The sequence below is a fragment of the Acaryochloris sp. 'Moss Beach' genome, assembly GCF_021497025.1.
GTDB lineage: Bacteria > Cyanobacteriota > Cyanobacteriia > Thermosynechococcales > Thermosynechococcaceae > Acaryochloris > Acaryochloris marina_A.
This window is the reverse complement of sequence record NZ_CP071717.1, coordinates 1,020,743-1,038,161: the sequence shown is the minus strand read 5'-3', so window position 1 is coordinate 1,038,161 and position 17,419 is coordinate 1,020,743. Positions and strand designations below refer to the sequence as shown.

At 47.8% G+C, this 17,419-nt stretch carries 18 protein-coding genes and 2 pseudogenes; 12 read left to right on the top strand and 8 right to left on the bottom strand.

Translation table 11 applies throughout. The annotated features are described in order from the left end of the window. Positions 1-40 precede the first annotated feature (40 nt). Complete coding sequence (gene thrC / locus HRE53_RS04780) at positions 41-1,399, bottom strand: threonine synthase (protein ID WP_212662447.1); 1,359 nt, start codon at positions 1,397-1,399, stop codon at positions 41-43. 444 nt (positions 1,400-1,843) lie between these two features. Here thrC and HRE53_RS04775 point away from each other — a divergent pair, with 444 nt between their 5' ends. Then, entirely contained in the window at positions 1,844-2,179 is a 336-nt protein-coding gene (locus tag HRE53_RS04775; protein ID WP_235109277.1) for an SDR family oxidoreductase, read from the top strand. Between the two features lie 24 nt (positions 2,180-2,203). On the opposite strand, the gene HRE53_RS04770 is transcribed toward HRE53_RS04775, so the two are convergent. The 5 genes and pseudogenes from HRE53_RS04770 to HRE53_RS04750 form a co-directional block, all read right to left on the bottom strand. Continuing rightward, on the bottom strand, positions 2,204-3,442 hold the full coding sequence (locus tag HRE53_RS04770; RefSeq protein ID WP_235106803.1) for an IS256 family transposase: 1,239 nt from the start codon (positions 3,440-3,442) through the stop codon (positions 2,204-2,206). 52 nt (positions 3,443-3,494) lie between these two features. Then, positions 3,495-4,715 carry an ISNCY family transposase gene (locus HRE53_RS04765; protein ID WP_235109276.1) on the bottom strand — a complete coding sequence of 407 codons (1,221 nt, stop codon included), beginning with the start codon at positions 4,713-4,715 and terminating at the stop codon, positions 3,495-3,497. A 47-nt stretch (positions 4,716-4,762) separates the two neighbouring features. After that, complete coding sequence (locus tag HRE53_RS04760; RefSeq protein WP_235109275.1) at positions 4,763-5,266, bottom strand: COR domain-containing protein; 504 nt, start codon at positions 5,264-5,266, stop codon at positions 4,763-4,765. An 81-nt stretch (positions 5,267-5,347) separates the two neighbouring features. After that, a pseudogene (locus tag HRE53_RS04755) lies at positions 5,348-5,590 on the bottom strand (hypothetical protein); the annotation flags it as partial. A gap of 25 nt (positions 5,591-5,615) precedes the next feature. Next, positions 5,616-6,044 carry a leucine-rich repeat domain-containing protein gene (locus HRE53_RS04750; protein WP_235109272.1) on the bottom strand — a complete coding sequence of 143 codons (429 nt, stop codon included), beginning with the start codon at positions 6,042-6,044 and terminating at the stop codon, positions 5,616-5,618. Positions 6,045-6,377: 333 nt separating this feature from the next. Between HRE53_RS04750 and HRE53_RS04745 the strand changes: the two genes are divergently transcribed. The 7 genes and pseudogenes from HRE53_RS04745 to HRE53_RS04715 all read left to right on the top strand — a co-directional run. Further along, positions 6,378-6,785 carry a VOC family protein gene (locus HRE53_RS04745; protein WP_235109271.1) on the top strand — a complete coding sequence of 136 codons (408 nt, stop codon included), beginning with the start codon at positions 6,378-6,380 and terminating at the stop codon, positions 6,783-6,785. A 34-nt stretch (positions 6,786-6,819) separates the two neighbouring features. After that, positions 6,820-7,785, top strand: a complete 966-nt coding sequence (locus HRE53_RS04740; RefSeq protein ID WP_235109270.1) for a pyridoxamine 5'-phosphate oxidase family protein — start codon at positions 6,820-6,822, stop codon at positions 7,783-7,785. 153 nt (positions 7,786-7,938) lie between these two features. Next, positions 7,939-8,520, top strand: a complete 582-nt coding sequence (locus HRE53_RS04735; RefSeq protein ID WP_235109269.1) for a TetR/AcrR family transcriptional regulator — start codon at positions 7,939-7,941, stop codon at positions 8,518-8,520. Between the two features lie 535 nt (positions 8,521-9,055). Beyond that, positions 9,056-9,607: a class I SAM-dependent methyltransferase gene (locus HRE53_RS04730; protein ID WP_235109268.1), complete on the top strand. Its 552-nt coding sequence runs from the start codon at positions 9,056-9,058 to the stop codon at positions 9,605-9,607. Positions 9,608-10,014: 407 nt separating this feature from the next. Beyond that, positions 10,015-10,458 (top strand): helix-turn-helix domain-containing protein, encoded by a 444-nt coding sequence (locus HRE53_RS04725; protein ID WP_235109267.1) that lies wholly within the window; start codon positions 10,015-10,017, stop codon positions 10,456-10,458. Next, positions 10,455-10,724, top strand: a complete 270-nt coding sequence (locus HRE53_RS04720) for a hypothetical protein (RefSeq protein WP_235109266.1) — start codon at positions 10,455-10,457, stop codon at positions 10,722-10,724. Before HRE53_RS04725 ends, HRE53_RS04720 begins: the two co-directional genes overlap by 4 nt. Positions 10,725-10,742: 18 nt before the next feature. Continuing rightward, a pseudogene (locus HRE53_RS04715) lies at positions 10,743-11,150 on the top strand (transposase); the annotation flags it as partial. Positions 11,151-11,201: 51 nt separating this feature from the next. Here HRE53_RS04715 and sufR read toward each other — a convergent pair. Next, the gene (gene sufR, locus HRE53_RS04710; RefSeq protein ID WP_235109263.1) at positions 11,202-11,849 is read right to left on the bottom strand and encodes an iron-sulfur cluster biosynthesis transcriptional regulator SufR; all 648 of its coding nucleotides are present in this window, start codon (positions 11,847-11,849) and stop codon (positions 11,202-11,204) included. A 206-nt stretch (positions 11,850-12,055) separates the two neighbouring features. Here sufR and sufB point away from each other — a divergent pair, with 206 nt between their 5' ends. From sufB to HRE53_RS04690, 4 genes are read left to right on the top strand one after another with little or no spacing between them, the layout of a single operon-like run. Beyond that, the gene (sufB, locus tag HRE53_RS04705; protein ID WP_212662431.1) at positions 12,056-13,495 is read left to right on the top strand and encodes a Fe-S cluster assembly protein SufB; all 1,440 of its coding nucleotides are present in this window, start codon (positions 12,056-12,058) and stop codon (positions 13,493-13,495) included. A 46-nt stretch (positions 13,496-13,541) separates the two neighbouring features. Further along, positions 13,542-14,321, top strand: a complete 780-nt coding sequence (gene sufC, locus HRE53_RS04700) for a Fe-S cluster assembly ATPase SufC (RefSeq protein ID WP_235109262.1) — start codon at positions 13,542-13,544, stop codon at positions 14,319-14,321. Further along, the gene (gene sufD / locus HRE53_RS04695; RefSeq protein WP_235109261.1) at positions 14,321-15,625 is read left to right on the top strand and encodes a Fe-S cluster assembly protein SufD; all 1,305 of its coding nucleotides are present in this window, start codon (positions 14,321-14,323) and stop codon (positions 15,623-15,625) included. Before sufC ends, sufD begins: the two co-directional genes overlap by 1 nt. A gap of 18 nt (positions 15,626-15,643) precedes the next feature. After that, on the top strand, positions 15,644-16,906 hold the full coding sequence (locus HRE53_RS04690) for a SufS family cysteine desulfurase (protein ID WP_235109260.1): 1,263 nt from the start codon (positions 15,644-15,646) through the stop codon (positions 16,904-16,906). A 71-nt stretch (positions 16,907-16,977) separates the two neighbouring features. Here HRE53_RS04690 and HRE53_RS04685 read toward each other — a convergent pair whose 3' ends face one another. Further along, the gene (locus HRE53_RS04685) at positions 16,978-17,160 is read right to left on the bottom strand and encodes a hypothetical protein (protein WP_235109259.1); all 183 of its coding nucleotides are present in this window, start codon (positions 17,158-17,160) and stop codon (positions 16,978-16,980) included. Positions 17,161-17,419: the final 259 nt, after the last annotated feature.

Sequence of the window (17,419 nt, the reverse complement as noted above, 5' to 3'; positions counted from 1 at the left end):
AACGTTAACCCTGCCCTTTATGGGCAGGGTTTGTGCTTTTTTAACCTAGCCGTTTTTCAATTTCAGCTTTGACTGCATCCGCACTAGCAGGCAGGTGAACGGCAGGGTTTGCATGTTGGCTGTTGACATCTGCCAGGGTCGATTCATGGTAGCCGACTTTGAAGTCGGTAAACTTCAAACCATGGGCCGTGCTAATCACCACGGTTTTATCACTGGATTTGATATCACCCCGTTTGATCAGCTTAGTGAGTACAGCTAGGGCAACACCCGTATGGGGACAGGTGAACATCCCTGTTAAATCAGCCGTAGCAGAAGCGGCGGCCAATTCATCTTCCGTGGCCTGTTCGACAATACCGTTGGTTTCCTTGATCGCAGTGACGGCTTTTTCATAGCTGACTGGGTCACCAATCCTGATGGCGTTGGCTAAGGTGTCTTGGGCTGTCACGCTAATCTTCTCTTTGAATCCATTTTTAAAGGACTCATAAAAAGGATTAGCTTTCTGGGTTTGGGCGGCGACGAGTCTGGGCATGCGGGTGATCATGCCTAGGTCCATCATTAACTTGAAGCCCTTATAGAGAGCGCTGATGTTGCCCAGGTTGCCCACTGGAATCACGATCCAGTCGGGGACTTGCCAATTAAACTGGCGAATAATTTCGATGCCAACGGTTTTTTGTCCTTCGATGCGCAGGCTATTCATCGAATTGGCGAGATAAATGGAGTTGTCTTGCGTGACCTCTTTAACGATTTTCATGCAACCGTCAAAGTCTGTGTCGAGGGCCAAGACATGAGCGCCATTACAGACGGGTTGGATCAGTTGAGCCGTACTGACTTTACCCGCAGGTAAGAAAATCACTGCCGGAATGCCTGCATAAGCGGCATAGGCGGCTAGAGCGGCACTAGTATCTCCGGTACTCGCACAGGCCACGGCTTTGACCGAACTGCCTTGGGCCATCATTTGTTTGACAACGCTGACCAATACGGTCATGCCCAGGTCTTTGAAGCTGCCCGTATGGCTGTTGCCGCAGAGTTTAATCCACAAGTCGGGGAGGCCCAGCTGTTTCCCTAAGCGTTCAGCCCAAAATAAGTTGGTGTTGCCCTCGAACATGCTGACGACGTTTTCATCAGCCAAGGAAGGAACCACCCACTCCCGCATGCCCCAGACACCACTTCCATAGGGCCAGATTGAGGTACTTGCTCGCGAGCTGAGCAGTTGCTGCCATTGGAGGGCGTTTCGCTTTTTGAGAGGTTCCCGCTCATGATGCACCTCAAGCAAACTGCCACAGATGGGACAGGTATAGATGACGTCGAAAATGGAGTGCTTGCCAGGGCAGCCGGCAATACAGCGAAAATAAGTCGTCAGTTTATCGGTATCGGGTTTGGAGTCTAAGGCTAGCGACATGGGTGTTCCTGGAGGTGGGTTCATCACTTGAGATTATTTTATAGCTGTATTGGAAGGCTTTGGACTGCTGTTTTGCTGCTCGTTCAGTTTAAAGACATCAGAAAATAGAATAGTGAGATAGTGCAAGACTCTGAAATTGATGTCTTTGAATCAGATCATTTCACTGAAGACAGGCAATGTCATCAGCATGGCTGGCTGGTGAGTGTTATGGGAATCCGCTCCAAGGCGTAGGGGCTATTCACTCCCCTGATATTCCCTGTTCACTGGGTGAGTGACCTAATGTAGTATGCCCTTGTATCGTAGATGACTTGAGAAGGATAGGAAGATTATGTCTACCGAAACTGCATCACTTCCCATTGAGCATCCTCGATCCAAGCCAGCTATTGTTTCTGCCTGTTGGATTTTGTCAGACTATTCACGCCTGGGCTAGCAAGAGGCAGTGTTATGGACCTCTTGTTCTTTCCTTTGCTTCGAGTGAATCAGCGTAAACTCCAGCGTTTGCTGGCAGGTAAAACGGTCCTGATTACTGGAGCGAGCTATGGGATTGGAGAGTGTTTGGCCTTACGTCTAGCTTTGCCCACGACTCGGCTAATTCTAGTGGCACGAACTGAAGAGAAGCTATTGACTGTTCAGGCCCAGGTGGAGGCACGGGGAGGACAGGCAGATGTTTTCCCTTGTGATTTGAGGCAGCCAGCAGAGGTTGAAGCCTTTTTAGAGCAGCTTCTTCAGCTCCCTAATGGCATTGATATTCTGGTGAATAATGCCGGGGAGAGTGTTTAGATTTTTGTGTAAGCCGTAACGTATTCAATAGTTGAATCGTGTTGGGAACAGAATAGCAAAATGGGACAGCGCCGCCTTCCAATTCAAAATCGGTCTGGTCCATCTCTTCGAGATATTCCTCATCGCCAGAAACATCAATTTGTAGACAGACTCTTCATTCGGGAAGACAGCTTTGGTCTTAATCACCTTTCGCAGTGAGCGATTGAGCGACTCAATGGCATTAGTGGTGTAGATAACCTTTCGGATGGCCATTGGGTACTTAAACAACGGAGCAATATTATCCCAATGCCGTATCCAGATTTGGCTGATGCCAGGATACGTCTGGTCCCATTTGTTGGCAAACGCATCCAAGGCAGCCTCAGATTCCTCCAAAGTGGCCGCTTGATAAATGGGCTTGAGGTCTGCAGCTACGGCTCGACTTTCCTTCCAAGGCACATGGCGCAAACTATTGCGAATGAGATGAACGATACAAACTTGAACTTGAGTATCGGGATAGACCGATTCAATCGCCTGGGGAAAGCCTTTGAGACCATCACAGCAAGCAATCAAGATATCCTGAGCGCCTCGGTTTTTAAGGTCTGTGAGCACTGAAAGCCAGAATTTTGCTCCCTCCCGCTCGGCAGCCCCTATCCATAATCCCAACAGCTCTTTGTTTCCCTCCACAGTTACCGCTAGCGCGACATAGACGGCTCGCTTGCTGACTTGGCCATTGACTTTGATGTTCACATACAGGGCATCGAGATAGACAATCGGATACACCTCATCCAATGGTCTTGAGCGCCAGTCTTTAACCTCCTCCATGACACTATTGGTGACGTCACTAATCAGACCCTCAGAGATATTGGCCCCATACAGCTCCACCAATTGAGCTCGAATATCACGAGTGGTCATGCCACGAGCATATAAGGCGATGATTTTCTCGTCGAGTCCCGCGATACGTCGCTGGCCTTTGGGCACGAGGACAGGCTCAAACTCACTGCAACGGTCGCGAGGAATCGATAGGTCCATCTCTCCTTGTTCAGTCTGGACGGTCTTTTTCGAGTAACCATTGCGACTGTTTCTAGGGCCATGAGAACGCTCATCGACGGAGGATTGATGCAGGTGATGAGTCAATTCACCTGCCAAGGCTCGTTCCACTAGGCGTTTGCTGAGTTGTTTGAGCAGTCCTGATTCGCCCAGAATATCCTCTGGCTGTGGATTCTCTCCAATGAGTTCATCCAATAGCTCATCAACTCGATTGGGTACTTGTTTCTTTCTAGACATGATGCGGTCTCCTGGTGTGTTTGGATTCTAGACCGCTTACACAAAACTCTGATCAGTCTCCCTTGTGGGTTCCCCGTTGCTTTCGCATGCGTTGATAAGTGGAGTCCACCAAGTGCAAGACGGTATGAAATAAGAATGCGAACAGGTTGAGTACCAATAGCACAGCAGCAAGGTTCTTCTGACCATGACCAAAATTATGTTCTAAGTGATAGCCCTTGGTTTTGAGGACATTGTGTCCTTCATTCTCCGCTTTCCATCGGGCACGTCCAGCACTGACAATCTCGGCCACACTTTGGTCATTGATGAAATGGTGAGTAATGAACGCGTTGTGATACATAGTCTTTCCATCAGCAGCACGAGTAACAGAGACTTCGCACCAGTTGACCATCACTGCTGGTAGCTCCTCACGCAGGGGGATGCGATTGTAATAGCGATACTGACAAATTTCATGATAGCGACCGTTCCAGCCCCGAGTCTCTAGATGCTCAACATCTCCAATACCTTCTAAATACTCTACCCATTCATATAGCTCTGGATGGGAGGAGGGCAAACAGACAAAAATGAAGTTCAACTCATCCTCTAAACAAGTCTCCACCATCGGTTGACGGCTATAGAGGTCATCGCCAAGAACCGTAATCTTGGCTCCGTCAAACCCTTGAGCATGCCCCTTGATCCACCGTTTGGCCGCAGCGGTTTCACTATCCTGTTTCTCCGCACCATCTTGAGGACGAATGAACTCTGGGGCCAGAGAAATGACATGTTCAATTTCCGGACAAACGAGGACGGGCAACACGGCGGTGTGCGTATAGGTGACACTCCCATCCCGATGGGTTTTGGTAGAACACTGATCGCAACAAATCCGGTTTGAGGAAAAATACTCGCTGCCGTCTAGCCCTACCAACAGGTGTCCACCTAGAACCTTATATTGCTCTAGATAACCTCGTCGTAGGAGAACGCTATAAATTTGATAAAAAATGGGAAACAGAAGACGAAATGCGATCAAGTCCAAAACATTCTTGATTTGGTTGCTCGTGGGGAGTTCTGTTAACTCAAAGAGGGCTTGGGCGTTGTCACGACCATGACGACTATGAACATGGCGTTGGTACTCCAGAAACGAAGGACATTGCATAAAGAAGACAGCAAATGCGCCTAATACAATATCTTTGAGACTAAATTTGGTGCCATTACTGGGTTGACGTGGATCATCGAGGTGCTCAATGAGCTGATGTAGCCAGTGCAGTAAGAGAGGGAAATTTAGAACACCTTCATTCATCGTCTGGGGCTCTGCAAGTGTATGAATACATCCTCAACGACTACAACCTAGCTTGCCAAAATTTTGAATTTACAATTGCTGTTATAAATCGGGCCGAGTTGATCGGCTGTCAGCATAGCATCCGGAGCAAATGGCTGATCGTGATGGGCATCATTTGCACGTAGCAAAGCATAGATGCCGTTGGCCAGCCAATCGGGGCGTAATACCGTGGTGTTGTGGAGACGCTCGTTCTCGACATAGTTGATTGCGATACCCAGATCGTTCAGCCATGCGGCCAACGTTTCCTGCTGTTGGGAGTCCTGCTCGCCAAGCTTGTGGCACAGTTGCTGATACGTAGCAAAGTCGAGATATGGCTCTTTCATGCTTTCCAACCTCTTTTTGATCGTCCACCATTTAGCAGGGAACCGATCGCGGACCTCTTGCATACCGTCGGCCGCTTCGGTTAACGCCGTGCGCAAGTTTTCGACCGTATCGTCAAACCCCTCTGAGCATTCGGTGGAAACCCAGGCCAGGATCGGGCCATAGTTGCGTTCTAGTGATTCTCGGTCCATCTCGCGGGGCCGACCCTTGTTTTTGTTTAGAGCGATAACAACCGGAGCCTTCCCAGCATAGCTACGGATAAGCTGTAGCCATTAAGCAGCATCGCGTTCAGCCATGTCTTCGCGTTCGCCGAGCACCAATAGATATAGACTGCGGGCTGTGAGAAAGAACTCGTGCATGGCATGTAGCACATGCTGGCCGCCAAAGTCCCATACCCGAGCTGTCACTAGCCCATCGTGACAGGTTAATTCCAACGGACTGATGTTGATTCCATGGGTTTCGCATTCCGCCAGATCGAGGGGCTGTCGATTGAGGCGTTTGACCAAACTGGTCTTTCCCGCCGACGATTAGGAGTTTTAATTAGCGGAGGGCAGAGCCGCGATCACCCTGTGTAGAGAAGTAGTAGTTGAGGATTTCTTGCGCAGAATCTTCCCATTGTTCTGCAATCTCGCTCGGAATGCTGACCTCAGCATTCCCTCGCAAGTCCAATCCTAAAAGTTGTTCCAAGTGCTTCAGTGACACTGGCAGCGTTGTCAGCTGGTTGCTGTCGAGGTACAGCTTCTGCAACTGTGAGAGCTGGCCCATCGACTCCGGCAGCGTTGTCAGCTGGTTGCTGTCGAGGTACAGCTTCTGTAACTGTGAGAGCTGGCCCATCGACTCCGGCAACTCGGTGAGTTTCTCTGAGTCATTAGCTAACCAACTACATTCCAGATTGAGTGTGGTTGCTCCAGTCCGAAGTGCTTCTGCGATTTTGCGTTCAGCCTCTTGATATGGCTTGTCTTGTGCCATGGTCAGTATTCCTATGCCCCACCTTGTTGAATGATTTTCACCGAATACTGATGTTTAACAGTTTTTGATAATGGGCAACCGAATCGATAGTGCAGGAAATGTACTGTTAAACGCCTTGGCAACAACTGGTTCGTTCTCCAGACATCTATAGAAAAACGGCCTTTCTTTTCTAGCCTTTAATATTTGCTAAAACGCCCTAGCAAAGAATTTACCATAAAAAATCTTATTGATTGAGTTGATAATATACAGACCTGTCTGTATATTTAAGATAACTAAAAAAATTAGTTTCCATCTTCTAAACACATACCTCTAATTACTATTAAGGAATCCACCATGACTAACTCCGCAGTCACTCAAGGCGCTCATCATATTGGATTAACAGTTCCCGACCTCCAACAGACTCGGGCATTCTTTATTGACACTCTTGGATTCAAGCAAGTCGGTGAAAAACCGGATTACCCTGCTGTATTTGTTTCCGATGGCACGATCATGATTACCCTGTGGCAAGCCGTGAACCCAGAGCAGGTCACCCCCTTTGATCGCAAAAATGTGATTGGCTTACATCACTTTGCCCTCAAGATGGAAAGCCTGACTGCGTTAAATGAATTGCACCAAACCCTGACTCAGACCCCTGGCGTTGAAATTGAGTTTGCCCCCGAGTCCCTAGGCGGTTCTCCCCTGCACCACATGATGTGCTCCATCCCTGGTGGTATTCGGATGGAATTGATTGCGGCGGGTTAATGGATTTTTAGAGTGAATTGAAGAGGTCATCCCTATGTCAGGTTGGACAAGAGAAACATCTCCCTTTCATGCGGGAGAACAGGCGGTTCAAGAACGGTATGGGATTCGCGATCGCATGGAAAAACAAGGGCGTCGCATTATTCGCGACTTCCTGCCAGAACAGCATCGGACCTTTTATCCGCAGCTCCCCTTCCTGCTCGTGGGTAGCGTTGATCAAGAAGGACATCCTTGGGCTTCGATTGTGGTTGGACAGCCCGGTTTTATCTCTTCCCCAGATCCGCAAACCCTGAGCATTCAAGCTCAGCCCATTCCAGGAGATCCACTCCATCAAAACCTAACGGTAGGTGCTGATGTGGGGTTGTTAGGGATAGAACTACCCACCCGACGACGCAATCGGATGAATGGAGTAATTCAACAGATCACCCCTGCAGGATTTGTGGTGGAGGTGAAACAAACCTTTGGTAACTGTCCCCAATACATCCAGACCCGTGACGTGCAGTTTATACCTGAACAAGCGAACTCAGCTGCATTGACTGCCGTTGACGCCTTGGATTCAGATCTTCAAGCTGTGGTTGAATCGGCTGATACCTTCTTTATTACCACTCGCTATGCTGACAGTGCGCCTAACCTAGCCCATGGCGTCGATGTCTCCCATCGAGGCGGTAAGCCTGGATTTATCCGGGTTGATGATGCCAAAACCCTGACCTTCCCAGACTTTGCTGGCAACTTGGCTTTTAATACCATTGGTAACCTAATCCTCGACTCACGAGTTGGGTTACTTTTCCCCAATTTTCAAACGGGTGATTTGCTGACTTTGACAGGCAAGGCTGACGTGATTTGGGAAGGCGACGATCTGCAATCCTTTGTAGGAGCAGAGCGACTCATTCAAATCAGTCTGGAAACAGGCTTCTTACTGAAATCAGCATTACCCTTTCAGATGGAATTTCAAGAGCTTTCTCCCTTTCTGCAAAAAACAGGAAGCTGGCCAAAGGCCGTTTAGCAGCCGAGTGCAGAAGAGAATGGCAATCCTAACCCCTGACTTTAAGAGCGATTTGGCTCAGACCCATTAAGGATACTCCAACCCAGGAATATGCAAACTCTCTCCTCTGAAACAGATGATAAGCTGAAGCCTATTACACCTTCTCATTCGTCCATGCCTACTTCAAAGTCACCTCGAAAACCTGTTCGTGAGCGCATTCTGGAGACAGCCTGTGAGCTGTTTTATCAAGAAGGAATCCAGAATGTTGGCATTGATCGAATCATTTCTGAATCTGGCGTGGCGAAGATGTCACTCTATAACCATTTCAAGTCTAAAGACGCCTTAATTGAAGCGTTTTTGCGTCAGCGAGATCAGCAATGGCGGGACTGGTTTGTCGTTAGGGTTGAGGAACGTAGTTCTGAACCGAAACAGCAGCTCCTTGTTTTGTTTGATGTCTTGCAAGAATGGTTTGAAAGCCCTAATTTCCGAGGCTGTGCCTTTATAAATGCCACGGTTGAATTAGCCAATCCTCATCATCCTGGTTGCCAAGCCGCTTTGGACCACCAACTCACGGTCTATCAATATATCCTTGATTTAGTGGAGGCAGAGGGACTCGACTCTGCCGAACTTGTAGCCCGTCAGTTGTTGCTCCTCGTCCAAGGCGCCATCGTAATTGCCATGATGCAAGATCGTCCCCAAGCAGCCGCTGAAGCCAAATGTGCAGCGATCTTATTGTTGAAGAGTGATGTGAGTTAATCAATATTTCAAGTCACCTGTTAAAGCTGTTAGAGAGTTGGTGGCAAAGAAGCAATGTTGTTTATTTTAGATGTGAGGCTAAAAAATTCTTTTGCCTAGAGTTTAATTGGATTTACAGTAGCCTGCTGTTACTTATTTTGAAAGATTAATTTTTCTTGGTAGTAAGACTATTTCCCATTAATTATGTGATCTACATTACATAATTAATGGGCCAGATGTTGTTAAAAAATACGAATAAATCATCAGTAATGGCATATAATAAATCTGCAAATTTTAGCCATAAGTATTTGCAGTGTTCTAAGAAATTGTATGTGGGCATCCAAAATATTGGTGCAAATCCCATATTTAGAGATGCTATATATGCTTGTGTAAGGGTATGACATGTTCTATAAAACATTCGTTGATAATAAAAACGAAATATCGGTAGCGAATAAGTTGCGTCGCCAAAGATTCCAGATTTTCTTGGATATTATTAAGGAACTTGATCGTCCCATTCAAGTCCTTGATATAGGGGGGTAGGCCAGAATTCTGGGAAATGATGTTTTCTGAGTTCAACATTAAGGATGATCTGTTTATTACTTTAGTTAATATTGAAAAATATAATATTTCATTAACCAATATTCAATCAGTGATGGGTGATGCAAGGGATCTATCTCAGTTTGCTGATCAACAGTTCGATATTGTTTTTTCCAATTCCACCATCGAGCATGTTGGAGATTATGATGATCAACATCGCATGGCGAAGGAAGTTAAGCGGTTAGGAAAGCAATACTTTATTCAAACCCCCAATAAATTCTTCCCTGTTGAACCTCATTTTGCTTTTCCACTATTTCAATTTCTTCCGATTTCAATGCGGGCATGGCTTGCCCATACTTTTGCGATGGGCTGGCGAACTAATCCCATTGAAGACTATCAAGCTGCTGTAGATGAAGTGAGTAGTATTCGTTTATTGTCTCAACGTGAATTCAACAATCTTTTCCCTGAATCAAATATCTACCAAGAGAAGTATCTGGGGTTAAATAAGTCTTTCGTCGCTTACACAGAGACTGCTAACTATAGCGTCGCCGCCAATCTCGTCAATGTTTAGCTGTGATCCTTTTACCAGGATCGATTTGTAAGAAGAACTAATCTCAACCTGTTGGCCTATTATCTATTGGGTAGTAAATTTGGGCGGTGGATAGTCCTGATTTTATTGTGTGACTAGACCTCTTGAATAATTCAACTAACGATATGGTGGAGGACTAAAAATCCAAGTCAGATCGCAGCATTTTTTGCATAAACAGCACATTATGAAACGAATATTGCAAGAGGTCTACCGCAGAAAACCTGAAGTGACTGGGATATTGTGTATCTAGATAGGCATCAAGCTTCTTAAGGATTTGAAGGATGCCACTATTTAATAGGTATAACAACTAGTACAGCGTCAAGCTAAAAGATTAGGGTAGGTAACAATGGTGGCAGTATTGCAGTCAGACCGAGAAAACACCTATCCCTATGCCGAAAAAATATATTGTCCGACTGAGTGAAGATGAGCAGAAGCATCTGCAAGCCGTCATCAAAAAGCTCAAGGGCAACAGCCAAAAAGTACGACGTGCTCAAATTCTTTTGAAAGCAAATGCCGACGGGCCAAATTGGACCGATGAACGCATTTCAGACGCTTATTCTTGTCGAGTTAAAACAGTTGAGAACATCCGTAAACGTCTTGTAGAGAGAGGATGTGAGGAAACCCTTAACGGTGCCCAACGTGTCAGAGCACCTCGCAGTCAGTTACTCGATGGTGAGCAGGAAGCTCAAGTCATTGCCATGCGATTAGGCAGCCCTCCTAAAGGCTACGGGAATTGGTCATTGCGCTTGCTGGCCCGCAAAGTTGTGGAACTGGGTATCGTAGAATCTGTCAGCGATGAAACGGTTCGTCAGACTCTGAAAAAAACGGGATGACCAACCGCAAGATTGAGTACTGGGTGATTCCGCCTGAAGCAGATGGAGAGTTCGTTGCTCAGATGGAAGAAGTGCTGGAAGTGTATGCTCAGCCTTATGACCCAAGTTGTCCGGTGATTTGTATGGACGAACAGCCTGTCCAACTCCACAAAGAAATCAAGTGCCCTATTCCAGCCACCGCTCAACACCCTAAGCGGGTTGATTATGAGTACGAGCGTGCAGGTACCGCCAATATCTTCATGTTTAGCGAACCTTTAGCGGGGTAGCGACAAGCAACTGTTCGTGAGCGGCGAACAAAAATCGATTGGGCCAGTGAAGTCGCAGTCTTAATGGAAGGACGCTATGCACAATGCCCACAAGTCATACTCACCTGTGACAATCTCAACACCCATACCAAAGAGGCTTTCTATGAGGTGTTCGAGCCTGAGCGTGCCCGGCGGTTCGTTCAACGCATCCACTTTTGCTACACCCCTAAGCATGGCAGTTGGCTGAACGTGGCCGAAAACGAACTGAGTGCAATGACTCGACAGTGTATTGATAGGAGGCGCTTTGGGACGATTGAAACTCTAAAAGATGAAGTTCAAGCATGGGCGATTGATGTGAACCACTCGCAACGCGGTGTGGATTGGCAAATGAAAATTGAAGATGCCAGGTGTAAGCTCACTTCTATCTACCCTAAAATTAAATATTGACGATGCACTAGGTGCAAAAGAAATTTTAGGTGTAATAAGCGAAATCTTGTACTAATCTGCTTCGATTAAGTACCCACAGCGATGTTCGCCATTGACGAGCCAGTGGGTGCGTTCCACCTGGCAGTCTTTGAGTGCGATCGCAAACATTTCCAGCTCATTGTCACAAACGCTGGGAAAAGTCTCTGCCACTTGAGAAATCGCACAATTATATTCTGTGAGGATAAACCGCGTTGCTGTTATGGGGTCGGCATCTTCGGGCATTGGATAATATTCGGCCATAAAGCCTTCTGCTTCCCGGAGTTTGACGAGTTTGGCAACTCGTTCTGCCAAGGTGCCCCGACCTAATTTTTGCTGGTATTCAAGGGCTTTGCGTTCCCACTGCTTGCGGAGAATAACCTGCATTTGCTCCTGACCCACAGTTTCAGAAAGGGTATCGAGTAAATCGATCGCAAAGGTATCGTGATGATCCGGGAAGCGATCTCGCCCCGCTCGGCTCAGTTGATAGACATGCTGAGGGCGGCCTGTACCAGATTGGACGCTTTCAAACAGAATCAACCCTTCTGTTGCTAGATCCTTGAGATGGCGGCGAATGGCTTGAGGCGTGACCTGTAATTGCTCAGATAACTCATGGGTATTGGCCTGACCCTGCTTGAGCAAATGCTGAAGGATATCTTGTTTTGTGGAAGATGCTGTGTTCACAGTTGAGATGCCCAAGCAGAAATCAACATTGACAGGTTGGTGACAGAACCCCAACCGGAACAGTTCACGGTGTAACCCATTACAACAATTTCTCTCGACTTTGACAACATGTTTGTTGCTAAAGTACTCTAAGATGAAGTTGAACAACACAGTTGTTGTTTTTTCGATTATACACGCGCGCTACCCGTCCTGAGAGAACACACCCCATGACCGCATCCGTTGAGAATCTGGTTAATCAACCTTATAAATACGGCTTTGTCACGGACATTGAAGTTGAGACGATCCCCAAGGGACTCAGCGAAGACGTTGTTCGTCTGATCTCAGCTAAGAAAAATGAGCCACAGTTCATGCTCGATTTTCGTCTGAAAGCCTATCGTCAATGGCTAAAGATGAGTGAACCCGATTGGCCCCATGTTCATTATCCGGCGATTGATTACCAGGACATCACCTATTACTCGGCTCCCAAAGAGCCTGAAGAGAAAAAGCAAAGTCTGGATGAGGTGGATCCGGTTCTTTTAGAAACCTTTGAGAAATTAGGCATTCCTCTGTCTGAGCAGAAGCGATTGAGCAATGTGGCGGTGGATGCGGTCTTTGATAGTGTGTCCGTGGCCACCACCTTCCGCAAAGATTTAGCCAAGGAAGGGGTGATTTTCTGCTCCATTTCCGAGGCCCTCCATGACTATCCCGATCTCGTGGAAAAATATCTGGGCAGCGTCGTTCCCATTAACGATAATTTCTTCTCGGCCCTGAATGCGGCCGTGTTTAGTGATGGCTCGTTTGTCTATATTCCCAAGGGCGTCAAGTGCCCCATGGAACTGTCTACTTATTTTCGGATTAATACCGAAGGAGCAGGTCAGTTTGAGCGCACCCTAATTATTGCGGAAGAGGGTAGTCAAGTCAGCTACTTAGAAGGCTGCACCGCCCCCATGTTCGATACCAATCAGCTCCACGCAGCCGTGGTGGAACTGGTGGCTCTGGATGATGCCGACATTAAATATTCCACGGTCCAGAACTGGTTCGCGGGGGATGAAAATGGCAAGGGTGGGATTTATAACTTTGTGACCAAGCGGGGTCTTTGTGCCGGTAAGAACTCCAAGATTTCTTGGACACAAGTAGAGACCGGATCGGCTATCACCTGGAAATATCCCAGCTGTGTGTTGGTGGGGGATAACTCCGTCGGTGAATTTTACTCCGTGGCCCTGACCAACAATCTGCAGCAGGCTGACACAGGCACCAAGATGATCCACGTGGGCAAAAACACCCGCAGCACGATTATCTCCAAGGGAATTTCCGCAGGCCGCTCCCAAAATAGCTATCGCGGTTTAGTCCGTATGGGACCGAAAGCCGATGGCTCTCGCAACTACTCCCAGTGTGACTCCATGCTGATTGGCAGTGATGCCGAGGCCAATACCTTCCCCTATATCCAGGTGCAAAACAACCAAACGAAGGTGGAGCATGAAGCCTCCACTTCCAAGATTGGGGAAGACCAGCTCTTCTACTTTGCCCAGCGGGGTATTTCTGTAGAAGATGCCGTGTCGATGATGATTAGCGGCTTCTGTCAGGATGTGTTTAATCAACTGCCGATGGAATTTGCCGTGGAAGCCGATCGGCTCTTAAGCCTGAAGTTAGAAGGAAGTGTGGGATAAGGTTTCCCACCGATATTAAATATTAGACGCAGTTTGAGGTTCAGGCGTGATTATTGATAATAGCGATGTGATTCTGTCCGTCCGTAACTTGACGGCAGATGTGGGTGGAACTCCGATTCTCAAGGGGTTGAATCTAGAAATTAAAGCGGGAGAAATCCATGCCATTATGGGGCCGAACGGCTCCGGAAAAAGCACCTTTTCTAAAGTATTGGCCGGACATCCCGCCTATACGGTTACCGGAGGCGAGGTCCTTTACAAGGGACAGAATCTGCTGGAACTGGAGCCGGAAGAACGGTCCCGCTCTGGTGTGTTTCTAGCCTTTCAATATCCCTTGGAAATTCCTGGCGTTAGCAACCTCGACTTCCTACGGGTATCCTGCAATTCCAAGCGCCAGCATGAAGGTCTAGAAGAACTAGACGCCTTTGATTTTGACGATTTGGTGCGGGAACGCTTAGACGTGGTCAAAATGGACCCGGCTTTCCTCGATCGCAGTGTGAATGAAGGCTTTTCTGGCGGGGAAAAGAAGCGCAACGAAATTTTGCAGATGGCTCTCTTAGAACCCACTTTAGCCATCCTGGATGAAACGGATTCAGGCTTAGATATTGATGCCCTTAAGATTGTCGCCAATGGGGTAAATCAGCTCGCCAAGCCCGACAACGCCACTCTGATGATTACCCACTATCAGCGGTTGCTGGACTATATTGTCCCCGACTTTGTGCATGTGATGGCCGAAGGCAAAATCTTGACCACGGGTGGTAAGGAACTGGCCCAAGAGCTGGAAGCCAAAGGCTATGACTGGGTGAAGCAAGAGGAGGTGGCAGTCTAATGACCGTAGAAGTAAACCCAGAAGCCGTCGTGCCTAGCTCGTCAGCAGTGCAGGATCGGCAAGCTTATTTAAACCATCTTTTGGCCCAGCGGCCCAGCCTGACCGGATTGTCAGAGGTGCGAGATAGCGCCCTCAGCATTGTTCAAGAACGGGGACTCCCCAGTAATCGAGATGAGGGCTGGCAATTTACGGATTTGTCGGGCCTGTACAAAACTTCTTTTGCAGCTCCAACTGCCGCATCGCTATCCCTAGAAGAGATTGACGCCTTTATCTTGGCAGATGCCCCCGTGCGGTTGGTCTTTGTCAATGGCTTTTTTGCCCCTGATTTATCTGCTGTTGATAATTTGCCTGCGGGCCTGAGGGTCAGCACCTTAGCGAATGCCGATAGTCTAGCTGAGCTAGGACATCAGCCGGGAATGACGGAAGTCTTTACGGCCCTGAATACTGCTAGCTTTGCCGATGGTGCGGTCTTGCACATTGCCAAAAATCAGGTGGTTGAAGCGCCCATTCATCTTTTGTATTTGACGACAGGGGATACTCCGATCATCACCTCTCCTCGAGGGCTGGTGGTGGCTGAAGCGAATAGCGCTGCTACCTTGATTGAAGAATATGTGGCGGTCAAGGCAGAGTCCTACTTCACGAACGCGGTAACGGAAGTATGCTTGGGGCAAAATGCTCAGATCCATCACCATCGGATTCAGCGAGAGGCTAAAACAGCATTTCATATTGGTACAACGGCGGTTTCCCAGGATCGCGATAGTCGCTATTCCCTGACGAGCCTGAGTTTGGGTGGACAGATGTCCCGCCATAATCTCGTGGTGGTGCCCACAGCAGAGCAGACGGATACCACCTTAAATGGATTGACTCTAGCGGTGGACCAGCAGGTCGCCGATACCCATTCTGATCTATCCTTTACAGGGCCCCACTGTACAGCCCAGCAATTGCATAAGTGCATCGTTGATAATCGTGCTCGCGCGGTGTTTAATGGCCGAGTGTTTGTGCCCAAGCTGGCCCAGCAGACCAATGCGAGCCAGCTTAGCCGCAATTTGTTGCTGTCGGCCAAGGCACGGGTGGACACGAAGCCACAGTTGGAAATTATTGCTGATGACGTCAAGTGTGCCCATGGGGCTACGGTGAGTCAGCTGGACGATGAAGAAGTTTTTTATCTACAAAGCCGGGGGTTAGACCGCAATAGCGCTTGCGATTTGCTGGTCGAGGGGTTTGCGGCGGAAATTATTGAAAAATTGCCCATTGCTGAACAGCGCCAGACTTTGCTGAACGCTGTATTGTCCCAAATACGTTAGATTTGTGATTCTGCACCTATGATTGCCATCCAAGAAAAGTCTCTAGCCCTTCAGGTTCGTCCTGACTTTCCTATTTTGCATCAGCAAATTCAGGATAGTCCGTTGGTCTATTTGGATAGTGCGGCGACCTCTCAGAAGCCGACGTCCGTGTTGGATGCGTTACAGGCTTATTACGAACAGGATAATGCCAATGTCCACCGCGGGGTTCATACCCTCAGCGGTCGGGCAACGGATTCCTATGAAGGGGCACGGGATAAGGTGGCAGCCTTTGTAAATGCCGCTTCTCGCCAGGAGATTGTCTATACCCGCAATGCCAGCGAAGGCATTAACCTGGTGGCCTATAGCTGGGGATTGAGCACCCTCAAGGCTGGGGATGAAGTGATTCTGTCGGTGATGGAGCACCACAGCAATTTGATTCCCTGGCAGTTGGTAGCCCAGAAGACGGGGGCGGTGCTTAAGTTTGTGGAACTGGACGAAAACCAAGCTTTTGACTTAGAGCAGTTCAAAACCCTGGTGAATGATCGCACGAAGCTGGTGAGCGTGGTGCATGTATCGAATACTTTGGGTTGCGTGAATCCGGTAGAAGAGATTATTGCGATCGCACATCAATACGGTGCCAAAGTCCTCATCGATGCCTGCCAGAGCGTCCCTCATATGCCCATCGATGTTCAAAAGATGGACTGCGATTGGCTAGTTGCTTCCGGCCACAAAATGTGTGCGCCTACGGGTATTGGCTTTCTCTATGGCAAGCTCGATTTGCTACGCAGTATGCCTCCCTTCTTAGGGGGCGGCGAGATGATTGCCGATGTGTTTCTAGACCATGCTACTTATGCGGATTTGCCCCATAAGTTTGAGGCTGGAACTCCTGCCATTGGTGAAGCTGTGGGTCTAGGCGCAGCGGTTGATTATTTGACTCAAGTGGGTATGGATAAAATTCATGCCTATGAAGCGGAACTGACAGGTTATCTATTCAAGCGGCTCCGCGAAGTTCCTGAAGTGCAAGTCTATGGTCCTCAACCCCAAGCAGATGGGACAGGTCGAGCTGCACTAGCATCATTTACCGCAGGTGATGTGCATCCCCACGATCTCTCGACGATCTTAGATCAAGCGGGCGTAGCGATTCGGGCGGGACATCACTGCACTCAGCCTTTGCATCGACATCTTAAGGTGCAGTCTACAGCGCGGGCGAGTCTCTATTTCTACAACACTCGTGAAGAGATTGATACCTTCATTACTTCACTTAAGGAAGCTGTGGAATTTTTCGGTAGTATTTTTGGGTAGACGGTGTGTACGTCCTGGCATTCTGTCGTCTGTCGTTGCTCTAGATTAGGTTCAGTATATGAAGTTCTCTCTTAGTCAATGGGGCTGAGAGAACTGTAAGAGGTTTCCTGTGTCTGCGGCGTATGATCTTTTTCAGCCATTAACATTGCCATAAAATAGCGATTGGCCTCAAAAATAGCTTGTAGGTAATGGTAATACTGAGTCATCCCTGAAGAATTGAGGTTATGCACCATCAATGATAGGAACGGCTTCAAGAAAGCTTATCTGCTTTCTCAAGTTGAAACTGTATCCAACCAGCTGTTCAGATTACTTAAAGCCCTTCAAGTCTCACGGGTAAAACGAGTGGCTTTCCTCTCATACTCAGTGCTGTACTCCTGCACCGCAAGACCTAGGAAACACTAATGAAATTAATATTAGGTTATCTCTTCTTATTTTATTTAATGAGTAGTTTTTTTTAAGTAGTATTCTAGGGACAAAAAACTTCAAAATATTTTTAAATACTGGATATTAGGT